A 14,532-nucleotide genomic window follows, 5' to 3' on the forward strand; every position below is an offset into this window, starting at 1 on the left:
CACGTCGAGAGTTCTCGCACACGTACTCAATCGGACTCACTTACGCGAGCAGCCGTCAGCCCGGGCCCGCTCCCGACGCGTCCCATCCCCCGAGAAAGCCGGACAGGGCCCGGCGTTGGCGCTGCTCGCGGGCCAACTGGGCGGCGAGCACCTCGCGGTCGACGTACGGCTCGACCGCGGCGAGCACCAGGCGCTGCAGTTCTTCCGGCTCCAGCGCCTCGACCTCCCACTGCACGGGCTCGGCCGGGTCGAAGCCGTATCGATCGGCGAAGGCTGGCCAGCGCGGATCACCCTGCTTGCCCTCGGCCGCGGGCAGGGCGTACGTGCGGATCTGGTCGTAGGTGAGCAGTACCCGGGTGATGTGGCTCCAACAGCCGGTGCGCTGCACCCAGTCGCGCTCGATGTCCTCGCCCGAGCAGTCAAAATCACCGAGGTTTCTCCGGGGCGCCGCGAGTGTGCGGGTGGAATTTCCGCAGCTCAGGGGCTATCCGGAGCACTGTAGCGGATGCAACAGGTGTGGTGCACGGAGCTAGTCACCGTGATCGTTCTCTGATGCTGGCTCGTGGGAATCGCGCTGTGTCGGGGGTCCAGCGCGCGGAGCCGGCGCCCGGGTGCGGAGTTCCCCGATGCCCCCCAGTTGACGCTGTCGAATCGTCAGGGTCGGACGGGGAGGTTGGCCTCCCATCCGTCGAGAAGTCGTTCGAGCCCCAGTTCGAAACCGCGCTCGGCCCTGTCGGCCGCGTGGGGAAGCTCGGCATCACGAATGACCTGGGCGAGGAGTGGATGGCGCCCGGCCTTGATGACTTTGTCGAGGTAGGGCGCATGGGCGTCCATCCATTCCTGGTTGCCGACTCCGGAGCGTCGGACGGCTTCCTGTTGGGCGAGTTCGCCGATGGCGTAGCCGCGGACGAAGGCATGCAGCGTATCGACGACGATGATCATGACGTCGATGTCGAAGCCGAGGGGATCGAGGGCGGCGAGTGCGTGTTCGGTGGCATCGAGGGAGTTCGGTCCAAGTGATGGGCGCCCTGCCGCGAGGGAGGTCATCCAGGGATGCCGGTGGATGGTGGCCCGGGAGCGATAGGCCAGTGTCCGCAAGTCGCCGCGCCAGTCGCCGGTGGGGGCAGGCGGGCCGCCGTCTTCGGCCGCTACGGCGTCGAGCATGAGGTCGAGCAGGTCGTCTTTGGACGCCAGGTAACGGTAGAGCGAGGCTGTGCCCGTTCCCAGTTCCTTGGCGACGCGCCGCATGGACAGTGTGTCGATGCCCTCGGCGTCGGCGATCGCGATGGCGGCGGCGGTGATCTCCGCCCGGGTGCGTGAGGGTGCGGGGCCTTTCGCGGCCCGCTCCGGCCGGTTCCAGACCACCGTGTGAGCGTCGTCCATCGGGTTTCCCTCCTCACTACTGCGCCCACTGTTCGCAGTAGTGCTATCGTGGCACCATTACTGCGAACACTGTACCCGAGTAGAGCGTGTCCAGCCGAAAGGGAAACCACCATGAACACTCACGTCACCATCATCGGCGCCGGGCTCGGCGGCCTGACCCTCGCCCGGGTCCTGCACCTGCACGGCATCCCCGCGACCATCTACGAAGCCGAGACATCGGCGGACACCCGCACGCAGGGCGGCCAGCTCGACATCCACGAGTACAACGGGCAGCTCGCCCTCGAAGCGGCTGGCCTCACCGACGAGTTCCGCGCGATCATCCACGAAGGCGGCGAGGCCGTGCGCGTGCTCGACCAGCACGGCGCGGTCCTGCTTGACCAGCCCGACGACGGCACGGGCGGGCGCCCCGAGGTGCTCCGCGGAGACCTGCGTCGGATCCTGATCAACTCGCTGCCCGGCGAGATGATCCAGTGGGGACACAAGGTCACCAGTGTCCGCCCCCTCGGAGACGGAAGGCACGAGCTGACGTTCGCCGACGGGCCGACCGTGACGACCAGCCTCCTCGTGGGCGCGGACGGCGCCTGGTCGAGGGTCCGGCCGCTGCTCTCCAACGCGAAGCCCGAGTACGTCGGCACGTCGTTCATCGAGACCTACCTGTACGACGCCGACCAACGCCACCCCGCAGCGGCCAAGGCCACCGGCGACGGTTCCCTGTTTGCCGTCACGGCCGGCAAGGGGATCCTTGGCCATCGAGAGGCCCACGCCGTTCTTCACACTTACGTCGCGCTCACCAAGCCGCAGGAATGGATCGCCGCCATCCTCGCCAGTCCCGAAACGGCGGCGGCCCAGGTCGCGGCCGAATTCACCGGATGGGCGCCTGAACTCACCGCACTCATCACTGACGGGGAAACCGCCCTCGCCCCGCGCCCGATCAGCGCCCTGCCGATCGGCCACCGGTGGGACCGCGTTCCCGGAGTGACGCTGCTGGGCGACGCCGCCCACCTCATGTCACCGTTCGCCGGGGAGGGCGCCAACCTCGCCATGTTCGACGGCGCCGAACTCGGCAAAGCCATCGCCGCACACCCGGACGACATCGAAGCCGCCCTTGCGGAGTACGAGCAGGCGCTCTTTTCCCGCAGCGCCCGGTTCGCCGCCGAATCCGACAAGAACCACCAGCTCATCTTCGGCGACAACGCCCCCGCCGGCTTGCTCAACCTGCTCACCGGCCAAGAGCCGACCGAGTGAGCAGGGCCCACAGATCCGCGATCGTGAGCCGCAGGCGTCGGTCTGGCCGCCCCCACGGCCAGCACCCGCACGGACAAGCCGCTGCTGACGTTGAAGGGGTGAAGCGGCCGGACGGCGCCGAATACGACGCTCCTCACATGGCCAGCGCGGTTCGCGCCAGTCCGCGCAGCCAGGCGTGGGCGTGGTCGGTGTCGTAGCGCTGATGCCATGACAGGTATATCGGTGCTGACGGCAGGTCGAGCGGGAGGGGGAGCACGGCCAGGCCGAGGTCGGCGACCGCGGAGCGCGTGGTGGCTTCGGGGACGCTGATCAGGAGATCGGAGTCGCGCGCGAACTCCAGCGCGGCCGCTTCCGTGGGCGCGGTAGCCACCACGCGGCGGGTGAGGCCGAGCCGCGTGAGGGTGTCGTCGAGGGCGTTGCTGAGGTTTCCGCGCCGCGAGACGGTGACGTGCTCAGCTTCGGCGTACCGCTTTGCGGTGACGGTCCTGATGCGGGTGAGGGGGTGTCCCTGCCGCACGACGATGACGAGGCGACTCTCGCCCACGTTCTCGGCACGGATGTCCGGTGCGCTCGGGCGGTTGGCGTTCGCCTCCAGGTCGACCTCGCCGCGCCGCAACTCGGGGGTGTCGATGCTCGATTCCGCGACGAAGCGCAATCGCACGCCCGGCGCCTCTTCACGCACGGCCGCGAGCAGTGCGGGGCCGCTCAAGGTGACCAGGGAGTCGTGCCAGCGGAGTGTGAAGGTGCGCTCCAACGTTGCCAGATCGAGTTCACGGCTCGGTGCCAGCACCCCTTGGACCTGGTGCAGCAGCTCGTGAACCTGTTCCCGGACGGCGATCGCATACGGCGTCGGGGTCATCGTGCGGCCGGTGCGCACCAGGATCTGATCCCCGGTCGTGCGCCGGATTCGGCCCAGGCTCCGGCTCATCGCGGGGGCGGTGACATGCAGGCGTGCGGCAGCCCCGGCCACACTGCCCTCCTCCAGCAGCGCGTCGAGCGCAGCGAGCAGGTTCAAATCCAATTGCATGCGAGTAATCCTAGCCGTGCTTTACATGCATTTGAAGTTAATGACCGGGCTGCATACTGTTGATCATCAAGGAGGCCATCAAGTGGGCACGGCACAGCATGGCTCGCGGACCAAAGGAGTGGACATGCTGTCCCGCTTCCGGAGCGAGGTCCATGCCTGTATGACTGTGCGGGGCGACGCGTTGTTCGAGTTGTGCGACGCGCTGCTGTGCACGGATGGGCCGGTGCGGTCGCTCGTCGACCTGGCGCTCGCCCCGGGACACCGCCGCGGGCACGGAGCCCTTTACGCCGGTCTCAACCAGGGGCAGATCGACGTCGCCCGGCTGTGTCGCGCTCTGGTCTCGGCGCTGCTTCCGAGAGCTGCGGACGGTCGGATCGTGCTGGCCGCAGACGTCTCGCCGTGGCTGCGGCCGGACGCCAACACCTGGCCTGACCGGGCCTTTTGCCACACCTTCGGGTGAGGTGAGGGCAAGCATCAGATGGTGCCCGGCTGGCCGTACTCGATCGTGGCCGCGCTGGAGACGGGCCGCACATCATGGACGGCGGTGTTGGACGCAGTCCGCCTGGAGCCCGGCGCCGACGTCGCCGCGGTGACCACCATCCAGCTCCGCGAGGTCGTCGAGCGGCTCGTCGCCGCTGGCCAGTGGAGGCCAGGCGACAGCACGTCCTGGTCGTGCTGGACGCCGGATACGACGCGCCCCGCATCGCCCACCTGCTGGCCGAGCTGCCCGTCGAGATCCTCGGTCGCCTCCGTTGAGACAGGGTGATGCGGCGTCCGGCCCCCTCCCGCAACGAGTTCGCCCTGGCCAACCCCCTGGGCGGCCGGCCACCCAAGCATGGTGGCGAGTTCGTCTTCGGCGATCCCTCCACCTGGGGTGTCGAGCAGGCCGTGACGGTCACCGACACCCGCCTCTACGGCAAGGCGACCGCGCGGGCATGGGACCGGCTGCACCCAAGGCTCACCCGGCGGGCGGCCTGGATCGAGTACGACGGACCGCTGCCCCTCATCGAAGGCACCGTCATCCGCCTCGCTGTGGAGAAGTTACCGTCCGGCGGGGTGAACAAGCCGGTCTGGCTGTGGTGGTCGGGCACCGGAGCCAGCGCGGCGGACGTCGACCGCTGCTGGCGGTCCTTCCTCCGGCGTTTCGACCTGGAGCACACGTTCCGACTACTCAAGCAGACGCTCGGCTGGACCAAGCCCCGGCTTCGCAGTTCGGATGCGGCCGACCGGTGGGCCTGGCTGGTGATTGCCGCTTATGCCCAGCTCCGGCTTGCCCGGCCACTGGCCACCGACCTCCGCAGGCCCTGGGAGAAGCCGGCCGAGCCGAACAGACTCACCCCCGCGCGCGTCCGGCGGGGGTTCAGGAACCTGCGCACGAAGACGGGCTCTCCGGCCCGTGCACCAAAACCCTCAACGCCCGGACCAGGAAGACCACTTGGTTCGAAGAACCGCCGTCCGGTCACCCGTCACGACGTGGGCCGTGTCCTTGCGACCGGCGAGGCATACAGCCGCCCCGCCCATCACAACGTCGGCACGAAACCACGGAGAGTCAACGTCGATCGTTAAACGACAAGCTTACAGTTCGGTCCACGCGCGGGGGTTGCCTCCGGTGAGTGGGGTCCATACGGGTGCGGTGGGGCTGTGTTGTTCGAGGTCTTCGAGGATGGCTGCTGCGAGGGGGACTTCGTTGGCGAGGGTGGCGGCGAGGGGGTGCTGGGCGGCCATCGCTTGGAGGTCGCTGATGCGGCCTTCCAGCCGGGGCCGGGAGGCTGCGGTGAGGATGAAGAGGATGCGGGGGAAGAGGGGGTACCAGCGCAGCCAGGCCGGGCCGGTCGTCGTCGGGCGGCGGCGGCCGGGGGGCTGTGCTTCGTGGTGGAAGAGGCGTGCGTAGTCGATGAGTTTGGTGGCGAGGCGTTCGCTGCTCATGGTGGTGCGGTCGACTTCGATGAACGCGCGGAGCTTGGTGCGCTGCTGATGGCCGACGAGTGTGTAGTGCATGAGGGCGTCGGCGACGAGGCGTTCGCCTTCGCCGATGGGGTGGGCTGTTTCGGGGGTCCAGTCGTAGGGGCCGTGTTCGTGTCCGTGCAGGCGGGCGTCTTGCGCGAAGGTGAGGTGGGTGCGGACGACGGTGAGGGTGTGCGCGGTTTTCAGGGATGCTGCGGTGGTGGAGGTGATGGGGTACGGGGGCCGTCCCCGCAGGGCGGGGAGGTCGCGGGTCAGGCGTGCGCCGTGGGGGGTGAGGTACCAGGCGTGGGTCCGTGGCCGGCCGGGGTGGGGCAGCACGGTGCGGTCGGTGTGGCCGGTGGTGCGCAGTGTGTTCAGGACGCGGGAGATGAGCTGGCGGGGGCTGCCCGGGCGGAGCATGAGGCGGAGTTGGCCGGTGGTGGCCATGCGGTGCAGGGCGAGTGCGGTCAGGACCTGTAGGCGCAGGGGTTCGGCGGGGCTGGGGGCCGGCTCGGTGGCGGGAGTATCGGGGGAGGGGGTCATGGCAGGGAGGCAACCTGCGGCCCTCGACCAGGCGGGCGACCATGAGGCCCCGACCAGGGTCACGATGGGGACACGAAGTGCGTGGTCGGGCCCCGTGGTTGGCCCCACCACGGGCCGACCATGTGCCCGGCTGCGCGCTGGGGGGTGTCACGTCCGGCACCCGCCGTCCGGGCCGGCGCTCACGTGCCGTCCTGCACCCAGCCCGTCCTGGCGCGCAGGCGGAGACAGCACGGCAGGATGTCCGGGGTGTTTGGCGCAGAGCGTGCTGCGGACCTGCGCAGTGCGCACGCGGGGTGAGTGCGGAGCCGGTGCGCACGGGGACTGCGCAGACCGGCTGCGCAGCCGAGATACGCAGACTGCGCAGCCGGTCTGCGCACCTGCTGCGCAGCTGGTCTGTGCACTTGCTGCTGTTTGTGGTGCGCTGTGGGGCGGGCTGGGCGGTTCGCGGCAGCGGGTGTTGCTGCGGGGTGGGGTGGCGGGCCGCGCCGTGCCGGGCATCGTGCGGTACCCGGTCCGCAAGGGGCCAACTCCCCAAACCGGGGGCCGCGTTGACAGGGGGGCGGTGGTCCGTTTATCGCCGGGTACCACTGGACCGCTGGGCGGCCTGCTGGAGGATGCGTCGGCGTGTCCAGCGGCGGCGTCCGTTCTGGCGTCCGGCGTTTGCGGCGATCCCGTCGGTGGTTTTCAGCAGGGGGAGGTTGCCTTGGGCGAGGGCGCTGGAGAAAGAGTTGATGCTCTTGTAGCCCAGCAGCGCGGCCGCCTGGCTCGCCCCCAGCAGCTCATCGGGATCACCGTCGGCGGGAACGTCGGGCAGCGGCGGTGCCGGCTTGGTGCCGGCGCGCCTTCCGCGGCCGGGCCGGGTGGCCATCCACTCCTTGAGGGTCGCCACCTTCCACAGCTGCCGACGGTAAGGGCTCTCGGCTGTGCCCATCTCCTCGACGACGTCCGGTTCGGGGAAGTAGCCGGGGTGGTCACGTACGAAGGTGCTGACCTGGTTGGTGTTCTTGTAGCCGAGGTAGCGGGAGGCGTCCGCGGCGTTCAGCAGCGTCTCCGGGTCGAGCAAGGGCGGTGTGTGTTCGGTGAGCCGTGCCGGCGCGCGGTGGGCGAACCATGCGGTGACTTCCGCGTGGTCCCACAGGCGGGCGCGGCCGCGCTTGCCGACAGGCTCGGGGAATGCTGTGCCTGCCGCGTTCTGGGTGCGCGCGGTGGAGAACTGGCTGATCCGCGCGGGGGTGAGGCCGTGCTCGGCGGCGATCTCGGCAGCGTCGGCCAGGCGAGGCTCACGGCGCGAGGCCATGGCGGAACCGTCCGTTCTCTCAGCAGTGCGCCGGCCACCCCGGCCCATAATGCAAATAATGGCAGGAGTTGTGATGGGGGGCCAGAGCATGGGACCGGGTTCGGCCGCCCCTGCGGCCTTCTCGTGGATCAGGCAGGGACCGCGGCGTGCTGCGGCCTGGGCCCTCCCCGCGGGCGAGGGCAGCGGGCGTCATCTCTCCCTCGGCCAGGGCCATTCGCAGGATCGTCCCGGCCGGGGCTGTGCAGGATGGCACCCCAGGTGAGCTTGTTCCGCTTTGACGGACACCATCGGTGTGGTGGTCAGGCCGCGAGTGCGGTCTCGTATTCGACGGGACTTCGGTAGCCGAGACTGCTGTGCAGTCGGTGCAAGTTGTACCAGCCCTCGATGAAGTCGAAGATCGCGGTGCGGGCGGCGGCCCGGCTGGGCCAGGTGCTCGTGTCGAGGACCTCCCGTTTGATCGTGGCGAAGAACGACTCAGCGAGCGCGTTGTCCCAGCACTGCCCGGTCCGGCCGACCGACAGGCGGACGCCGAACTCCGTTGCCACGCAGGCGAATTGGTGACTGGTGTACTGACAGCCACGATCCGAGTGAAAGATCACCGGCCGGGTGGGACGACGCTGTCGGCAGGCCGCCATGAGGGCGTCAGCGACCAGATCGGTGCGCAGGTGATCGGCCGTTGCCCAGCCGATTACCCGGCGGGAGGCGATGTCGATGACGGTGGCCAGATAGAGCCAGCCCTCCCCGGTGGGGACGTAGGTGATGTCGCCGCACCAACGGGTGTCGACGCCTGCTGGGTCGGGATCGAACTGCCGCAGGATGAGATCGGGCCGGTTGGCGGCGCGGGGGTCGGGGATGGTGGTCAGGTGCCGTCGTCTGCGGTGGCGGCCCTCCAGGCCCGCCGCCCGCATCAGTCTGGCGATGCGACGGCGTCCGCAGACAGCACCCTCGCGTTTCAGGACGGCGTGGATGCGTGGAGCGCCGTAGGTGCCTCGGGACCTGGCGTGGACCTTGGTGATCTGGCCGGTCAGTACGGCGTCCCGGACCGCCCGCGGACCGGGCGTGCCGCTGCGGCGGGCATAGAAGGCGGTTCGGGAGACCTGCAGCAGTTCACACGCGCGCTTGACGCTGTGACCGTCTCGCTTCTCCGCCTCGATGAACGGGTGCACCGTCACCGGGTCTCCTTCGCGAAGAAAGCCGTGGCCCGCTTGAGGATGTCGACGTCTTCGCGCAGCCGGCGGTTCTCCCGCCGCAACGCGGCCAGTTCCTCGCGTTCACTGCTGGTAAGGCCATCGCGTTCGCCTGCGTCGACCTCGGCCTGGCTGACCCACAGCCGCACCGCGGTCTCTGTCAGGTCGAAGTCCTTGGCGATCTGACCGACTGAGCGGTCACCGCGTCGGCACAGCTCGACGATCTCGGCCTTGAACTCCGGCGTGAACGAACGGCGAGGCCGAGGCTTCTTCTTCCCCATGCTCTCCATGATGGACATCCTCCCGGGGCAGAACCCCTGATCTCGGATGTCCGCCAAAGCGGATCAGGCCCAAGGTTGGTGTGCGGGACTGGGGCTCTCCCGGGGTGTGTGACGTGTGCTTGTGCTGCCCGGTTATGGCGCCGGGCGGCATGGCTTGGGGGATCGGGAGCGTGCTGTGTGTGCTGTTGGCTGGGGGTTAGAGCGTCACTTCGTTGTGTCGGGTGAATACGGCGATGTCGTCGTCCATGCCGACGAGGATGTCGGAGGGTGTTGCGCTGATGGCGTGTCCGGGCAGGGGCAGGGCGATGGTGGAGACCAACTCGTTCGTTTCCAGGTCCCACACGCGTATGGTGCGGTCGGCGCCGGTTGTGAAGGCATGGGGCCGGCCCTCGATGCAGGCGCAGGCCACGGCGCTGACCCAGCCGGTGTGTCCGGTCAGGACGGCGCGCCGGGTGCGTTGCGTCAGGTCCCACACCTCGACGCCCTCTCCGCATGCGACGGCGTGGGTTCGTCCCGCGATGCGGGTTGTGGCCAGGGCGACCACTCCGCTCATGTCGCACGACAGGACCCCGCGTGGCGAGCCGTCGGTGAGGTCCCGGATGTGCACCGCATTGTGGTCGCCGCCCCAGGCGAGGACGGCGTGCGGACGTGCGTCGAGGTCGGCGCAGATGACCGCGGTGGCGTCGCGGCCGGGGTCGTATTCGTGGCGGGAGGGGCGTCCGAACTCGAAGATCTGCTCGGGGCGGGAGTCGTCTGTCAGGTCCCAGACGCGTACGGTCCAGTCCGCGCTTCCACTGACCGCGTGGGGGCGGCCGTCGATGCTGGTGCAGACCACGGTGTTGACCTGGTTCCAATGACCGGTCCGCACGGACCGTTCTTTCTTTCGGCTGAGGTCCCACACGCGCACGGTGTAGTCGGCGCCGCCGGTGACTGCGTGCGGGACACCGTCGATCACCGTGCAGTCCAGGCTGGGGGGATGGCCCCAACTGCCGGCGGTATGGCCGGTGAGGGCCACGCGCTGGGTCCCGCTCGCCGCGTCCCACACCCGTACGACGTCGTCCCGGCCGACGGTGACCCAGTGCGGGCGGCCGTCGACCGTCGTCCAGGCCGCACCGGATACCTGACGGGTGTGGCCTCTTCGCACTGTGCGGGCCTGGGTGTCCTCGGTCAGATCCCACACCCGCGCCGAGGGTTCGCCACTGCCGGTGACGGCGTGCGCGCGGCCGTCGACGCTGATGCAGGCGACCGCCCACACGGACGACGTGTGGCCGGTGAGGGTTGCCCGCTGGGTGCCGCTGTTCAGGTTCCAGACACGCAGGAGGCTGTCGTCCCCTCCTGTGACCGCGTGCGGAACCTTGGCGATGTGCGTGCAGGCCAGGGCGGATGCGGCGTGGGTCTGGCCGGTGAGGACGGTGCCGGCGCCGCCCTCGTCAAGGTTCCACCGCCGCACGGTCTTGTCGGCGCTGGTGGTGATGGCGTGGGGGACGCCGGCGATGCTGACGCATGCGACGGCGGTCACCTGCTGGGTGTGACCGGTGAGAACCGTCCGGATTGTGCGGTCGGTCAGGTCGTACACCCACGCAGCCCCGTTCAGGCAGCCCACGACGGCGTGCGGGCGCTCTTCGATGTCGATGCAGCCGATGGAGGACACCGCGTCCACGTGGCCGGTGAGCGGGCCGCGCAGTCCGCCGTCCAGCAGGTTCCATACGCGCACCGCTGCTTCGCCGGTCTGGTTTCCGGTGACGGCGTGCGGTTGTCCGTCGATCATGGTGTAGGCCATGGTGGACATGTGCCCGAGGCTGCCATGACCGAGGTCGCCGGAAGCGATCACGCGTCCGGTGCCCTCGTTGAGATCCCACACTCTGACCGTGCCGTCGCCGGCCCCGTTGCCCAGGAGGTCGGCCGGGCTGATCGTGACCGCGTGGGCGTGCCCGTCGAAGGTGTAGCACGCGACCGCGCTGATGCGCCCTGTGTGGCCGGTGAGAGAGGCGACCTGATCACCGGTGGTGAGGTCCCACACTCGCAGCACACCGTCGGCAAAGAGGCGGGAGGAACGCGTCGGGTTGCGAGGTTCGCTGTCGGTGGTGACTGCGTGCGGGCGTCCGTCCATCGTGACGCAGGCGATCTGTGCGGCGTGGCCGGTCCTGCCCTGGAGGGTGGTGCGCAGGGCGGTGTGGACGAGGCTGCCCGTCGCCCACAGGGGCCGCCAGGGCCGCCCCTCGGACAGTTCGTCGATGACGTGCCTGGGCTGGTTGAACCGGGCGGCGTCGATGGCGAGGATGTCCTGGCGCTCCTCCGGCGGCGCGCCGGCGTGGATGTCGGCGGAGGCGCGGTAGACCGAGCCGCGGGTGCGCGCCAAGCCCGGGGGAGCCGTGCGCAGGGCCCGCATGAGGGATGCCGAACCGGCGTGCACCAGATAGCCGTTGTCGTGGAGGAGCCGCTCCAGTGTCCCGCCTGCTGCCGCGTGGTCGGCGAGGTGTTCCCGGATGTAGGGATGGGCGGCCGACCAGGCGCGCCTGCCGTTGAGGGGATCGGGCTGGACCTGCGTCAGCAGGGTGTCGGCGACGATCTGGTGGGCGGCTGACTCGCCACCGGGCGTGCGCAGGTACTCCGCCATGGTCTCGTGGTAGAGCCGGTACCTCGACCCTCCGGGAGCCTCGGTCTCGATGATGTATTCCCACGCGTTCTGATGCAGCCAGGCAAGGTCCGCGTGCGGGCAGTCGGTGCCGGTAAGGGCCCTTACCAGTGGTGACCACAGGGTGGACCAGGGCAGCCCGCTTCCCTGGGCGTAGGCCAAGGGAAGCAGCAGGTGGGTGACTTTCGCCTGCTGCGAGCCGAAGCGGTCCAGATACTCGGCGAACGCCTGCCCGACATCGCTGGGGAGCTCCTCCTGCCAGCCCGGCCGCGCCGGGTCGACGGTCCTCTGCCCCTGAACCAGGGCGCGGGCGGTCATGCGTGCGACCAGGAAGCAGGTGCCGGCCCGCACGGCGATGCCCCGGGCGACCGTGTCGGCGAGTGCCGGATTGTCACGGTAGGGGGAGAGGCTATTCGCCTCATGCGAGTCCAGCAGCAGGCTGCGGGCATAGGCGACGACATCATCCGCAGCAAAGTGACTGCCGTGCTCGTCCAGGTCATAAACGGTCGTCGCATGGCCCAGAGCAGGCACCAGCGGGCGGCGCGCCCCCACGATCAGCCGTATGCCGGCCAGCGTACTGAGGGGCTGCAGCAACTCCCTGGCGATGCGCGCGCCTTCCGCGCTGTCCCCGGCGGTTCCGGCCTCGTCCAGCGCGTCCACCACGACCACCAGCGCAGTGGTGCGCCGCCCCAGAATCTCCAGCAGTTCACCGCGGTTCAAGCCGGGTGATCCCAGCACGGCGGCCAGGTCGGTGACCAGCCGCTCCAGGGTGGCACGGCGTGCGTGGAGCGGCACGAGGGTCAATCCCCGCGGGGGCAGGGTCTCGGGCCGGGCGTCCGTCCGGGCCGCATAGTCTTCGTCCGACAGCAGAAGAAGCCTCCCCAGCACCGCGGACTTCCCCGACCCCGGGGCTCCGGTGACCACACGTGCCCGGCCGTCGTGCGGGCCTGCGAGCCACCGGGCCAGCTCGGTCAGAGTGGCTGTCCGGCCGACGAAGTGGTCGCCTTGTTCCCCCAGGTGCTCAATGCCGCGGCCCCGTGGCTCGAAGTGAAAGCGGTCACGGCTGTACAGACGGACCACAGCGGCCGCGTCCAGGCCGTCGGCGGGCAGATTGGGGAAGAACGGAGCGTGTCCGTCGCTGTCCACGGTGTACACCGACACGTGCTGCGCCGGGGAATGTTCGCCGAGGTAGCGCTGGATCCTGCGAGTGACCTCGTCGACGTCCAGGAATTGAGGAAGCCGCATGCGCGTGTCCGTCAGGGCATTGGTCAGCCCGTCCACGAACGCACGCTCCTTCGCCTGTTCCTTGCCGCGCGCCGAGGCCATCAGCCAGACACCGCTGGGCCGGTTCCTTTTGGAAGCCAACCTGCTGCTCACCTCAGCCAGTTGTGCCGTCCCCGCGCCCGCATAGCACGTGTCGAGCATGACCAGGAGGTGTCCGAGCCGACTCTCCAGCAGAGGACCGCACAGGTCATCCGTCCTCAGCGTGCTCTCTGCGCCCTCCTCATCCGCGCACACGAGCTCGTGGTGCAACTCGCCCTTGAAGCCGTGACCCGCGAAGTACACGACGACCACGCTCTTCGGGCCAAGCCCCGCGCTCGCTGCCCAGCCCTTGATTCTGTTCCGCACCTCGGTCGCCGTCGGGCTCTGCCAAAGGCTGGAAAGGACGGGTGTGTACCCCCTCGGCGTCAGCAGTTCACGCACTCGTTCGGCGTCCCGTACCGGATACCTGAGTTCGTTGCGCCTCTGGCCCTGAGGGGTGTTGACGCCAATCGTGATGAGATAGCTCTGCTCGGCACACTCCGCCGCATTTTCTTGCTTCATTGAACACCCGCAACCGTCCTGCCCGTTGGGCCTGACAGCGCTTCGGCAACGGTGCGGCCGGTGGTGACAGCGGTCAGATAGCGCAACAGATCGTGCATGCGCACGCCGTTGGTGATCCGGTGGTCCTGCACCCGTGCACCGAATCGGTCAGCAAGCCGGTCCACCAGCGCCACGATGTCCCCAGGGTCCGCGATGTTCGTCCACCGGCGCACTCCGCCCGGCCAGACCCCCACGCCCTGGACCGGCGAGGGATCGAGCCGGTCAAAGATCATGCGCCGGATCCCCAGCGGTGACCCAAGGGTGATCAGATCCGTCACCGGCCACTTCGGATGCGCGCACAGGGCTTCATAGGCCACGACCGAGCCCAGGGAATGGCCCACGAGTACCCGAGTATCGTCCGAGACCAGGGCTGCCACCTGCGCCTGTGCGGCACTCCGCAGCTCCGGCTCCGTCATATAGCGGCGGACCTGCTTCAACGCGAAGATCAACATCCGGTCCGAGACATAGCCGAAGTAGCGGGACCCGCTGAGCGCGTCCAGCGCGGCGCGTACCCGATCCGACAGCAGCAGACGAGACGCGCCATACGCGGCCCCGCCGAGCGTGCCCGGCTCGTCCGGGCCGGTCACAGCCCTATCCACCCGCGCCGCTTGCTCCCACCACGCCATGAGCAGTTCAGCCTCAAGACCCTCCTCGACATCTGTCTCGTCCCACGGGGGCAGTGACCAGCTTCGGGTGTCGGACGCGAGGAACAAGTGACCGTACGAGGCGCAGGCCACGGTCACCAGGTCTGCCGCAGAGTCCCGGCCCTGCGCCAGCCGTATGCCGTCCCGCAGACCTGGTGCGATGCTCAGCTCCAACGATTCAGGCCCGACGTACTCTTGTCCGATTCCGTGAACCACCACAACGTGAGCCACAACTGATCCCCCCATTGCCCTGGCGGGCGCCCGCAGCAGGTACCCCATAACTGGGTCCCATGCCGCGGCAGTGTCAGATCATCCCTGCATCTGGCATCCCCGGCGTAGTCGCTTCGTAAGCAAGGGACGTGCGGGCGTCCACTCTGCCGACGAAGACAGTGCGTAGGGGTGATTGCCGCAAAGGCCCGCCAGCGGCGGGACCTTGGGGTCGCAGAAAGGGTCGGAATCGTGCGCCCCGTGCCCTGAACTGGC

At 69.2% G+C, this 14,532-nt stretch carries 10 protein-coding genes and 1 pseudogene; 2 read left to right on the top strand and 9 right to left on the bottom strand.

Annotated features, from left to right (window positions below):
- Positions 1-55: 55 nt before the first annotated feature.
- Both BN159_RS41945 and BN159_RS41950 read right to left on the bottom strand, forming a co-directional pair.
- The gene (locus BN159_RS41945; RefSeq protein WP_015663162.1) at positions 56-388 is read right to left on the bottom strand and encodes a hypothetical protein; all 333 of its coding nucleotides are present in this window, start codon (positions 386-388) and stop codon (positions 56-58) included.
- Positions 389-654: 266 nt separating this feature from the next.
- A complete protein-coding gene (locus BN159_RS41950) occupies positions 655-1,383 on the bottom strand; it encodes a TetR/AcrR family transcriptional regulator C-terminal domain-containing protein (RefSeq protein WP_015654821.1) in 729 nt (242 codons plus the stop codon).
- A 111-nt stretch (positions 1,384-1,494) separates the two neighbouring features.
- Here BN159_RS41950 and BN159_RS41955 point away from each other — a divergent pair, with 111 nt between their 5' ends.
- Positions 1,495-2,628: an FAD-dependent oxidoreductase gene (locus BN159_RS41955; protein WP_015654820.1), complete on the top strand. Its 1,134-nt coding sequence runs from the start codon at positions 1,495-1,497 to the stop codon at positions 2,626-2,628.
- 133 nt (positions 2,629-2,761) lie between these two features.
- Here BN159_RS41955 and BN159_RS41960 read toward each other — a convergent pair whose 3' ends face one another.
- Entirely contained in the window at positions 2,762-3,655 is an 894-nt protein-coding gene (locus tag BN159_RS41960; protein WP_015654819.1) for a LysR family transcriptional regulator, read from the bottom strand.
- A 124-nt stretch (positions 3,656-3,779) separates the two neighbouring features.
- Here BN159_RS41960 and BN159_RS41965 point away from each other — a divergent pair.
- A pseudogene (locus tag BN159_RS41965) lies at positions 3,780-5,221 on the top strand (NF041680 family putative transposase).
- 9 nt (positions 5,222-5,230) lie between these two features.
- Here the strand turns inward: BN159_RS41965 and BN159_RS41970 are convergent.
- From BN159_RS41970 to BN159_RS41995, 6 genes are all read right to left on the bottom strand, one after another.
- Positions 5,231-6,142 carry a replication-relaxation family protein gene (locus BN159_RS41970; RefSeq protein WP_015654816.1) on the bottom strand — a complete coding sequence of 304 codons (912 nt, stop codon included), beginning with the start codon at positions 6,140-6,142 and terminating at the stop codon, positions 5,231-5,233.
- 571 nt (positions 6,143-6,713) lie between these two features.
- Positions 6,714-7,439 (bottom strand): hypothetical protein, encoded by a 726-nt coding sequence (locus tag BN159_RS41975; RefSeq protein ID WP_015654815.1) that lies wholly within the window; start codon positions 7,437-7,439, stop codon positions 6,714-6,716.
- A 299-nt stretch (positions 7,440-7,738) separates the two neighbouring features.
- Positions 7,739-8,611, bottom strand: a complete 873-nt coding sequence (locus BN159_RS41980; protein ID WP_015654814.1) for an IS3 family transposase — start codon at positions 8,609-8,611, stop codon at positions 7,739-7,741.
- Positions 8,608-8,916 carry a transposase gene (locus tag BN159_RS41985; protein WP_015654813.1) on the bottom strand — a complete coding sequence of 103 codons (309 nt, stop codon included), beginning with the start codon at positions 8,914-8,916 and terminating at the stop codon, positions 8,608-8,610. Before BN159_RS41985 ends, BN159_RS41980 begins: the two co-directional genes overlap by 4 nt.
- Positions 8,917-9,103: 187 nt before the next feature.
- Positions 9,104-13,366 carry a caspase family protein gene (locus tag BN159_RS41990; RefSeq protein WP_015654812.1) on the bottom strand — a complete coding sequence of 1,421 codons (4,263 nt, stop codon included), beginning with the start codon at positions 13,364-13,366 and terminating at the stop codon, positions 9,104-9,106.
- The gene (locus BN159_RS41995) at positions 13,363-14,223 is read right to left on the bottom strand and encodes an alpha/beta hydrolase family protein (RefSeq protein WP_231905536.1); all 861 of its coding nucleotides are present in this window, start codon (positions 14,221-14,223) and stop codon (positions 13,363-13,365) included. Before BN159_RS41995 ends, BN159_RS41990 begins: the two co-directional genes overlap by 4 nt.
- Between the last annotated feature and the right edge of the window lie 309 nt (positions 14,224-14,532).

It is taken from the genome of Streptomyces davaonensis JCM 4913, from assembly GCF_000349325.1.
GTDB classification, from domain to species: domain Bacteria; phylum Actinomycetota; class Actinomycetes; order Streptomycetales; family Streptomycetaceae; genus Streptomyces; species Streptomyces davaonensis.

Coding starts and splice junctions, on each gene's coding strand:
- BN159_RS41950 (WP_015654821.1), bottom strand. CDS start 1,383: ATGGACGACGCTCACACGGTGGTCTGGAACCGGCCGGAGCGGGCCGCG.
- BN159_RS41955 (WP_015654820.1), top strand. CDS start 1,495: ATGAACACTCACGTCACCATCATCGGCGCCGGGCTCGGCGGCCTGACC.
- BN159_RS41960 (WP_015654819.1), bottom strand. CDS start 3,655: ATGCAATTGGATTTGAACCTGCTCGCTGCGCTCGACGCGCTGCTGGAG.
- BN159_RS41990 (WP_015654812.1), bottom strand. CDS start 13,366: ATGAAGCAAGAAAATGCGGCGGAGTGTGCCGAGCAGAGCTATCTCATC.
- BN159_RS41975 (WP_015654815.1), bottom strand. CDS start 7,439: ATGGCCTCGCGCCGTGAGCCTCGCCTGGCCGACGCTGCCGAGATCGCC.
- BN159_RS41970 (WP_015654816.1), bottom strand. CDS start 6,142: ATGACCCCCTCCCCCGATACTCCCGCCACCGAGCCGGCCCCCAGCCCC.
- BN159_RS41985 (WP_015654813.1), bottom strand. CDS start 8,916: ATGGAGAGCATGGGGAAGAAGAAGCCTCGGCCTCGCCGTTCGTTCACG.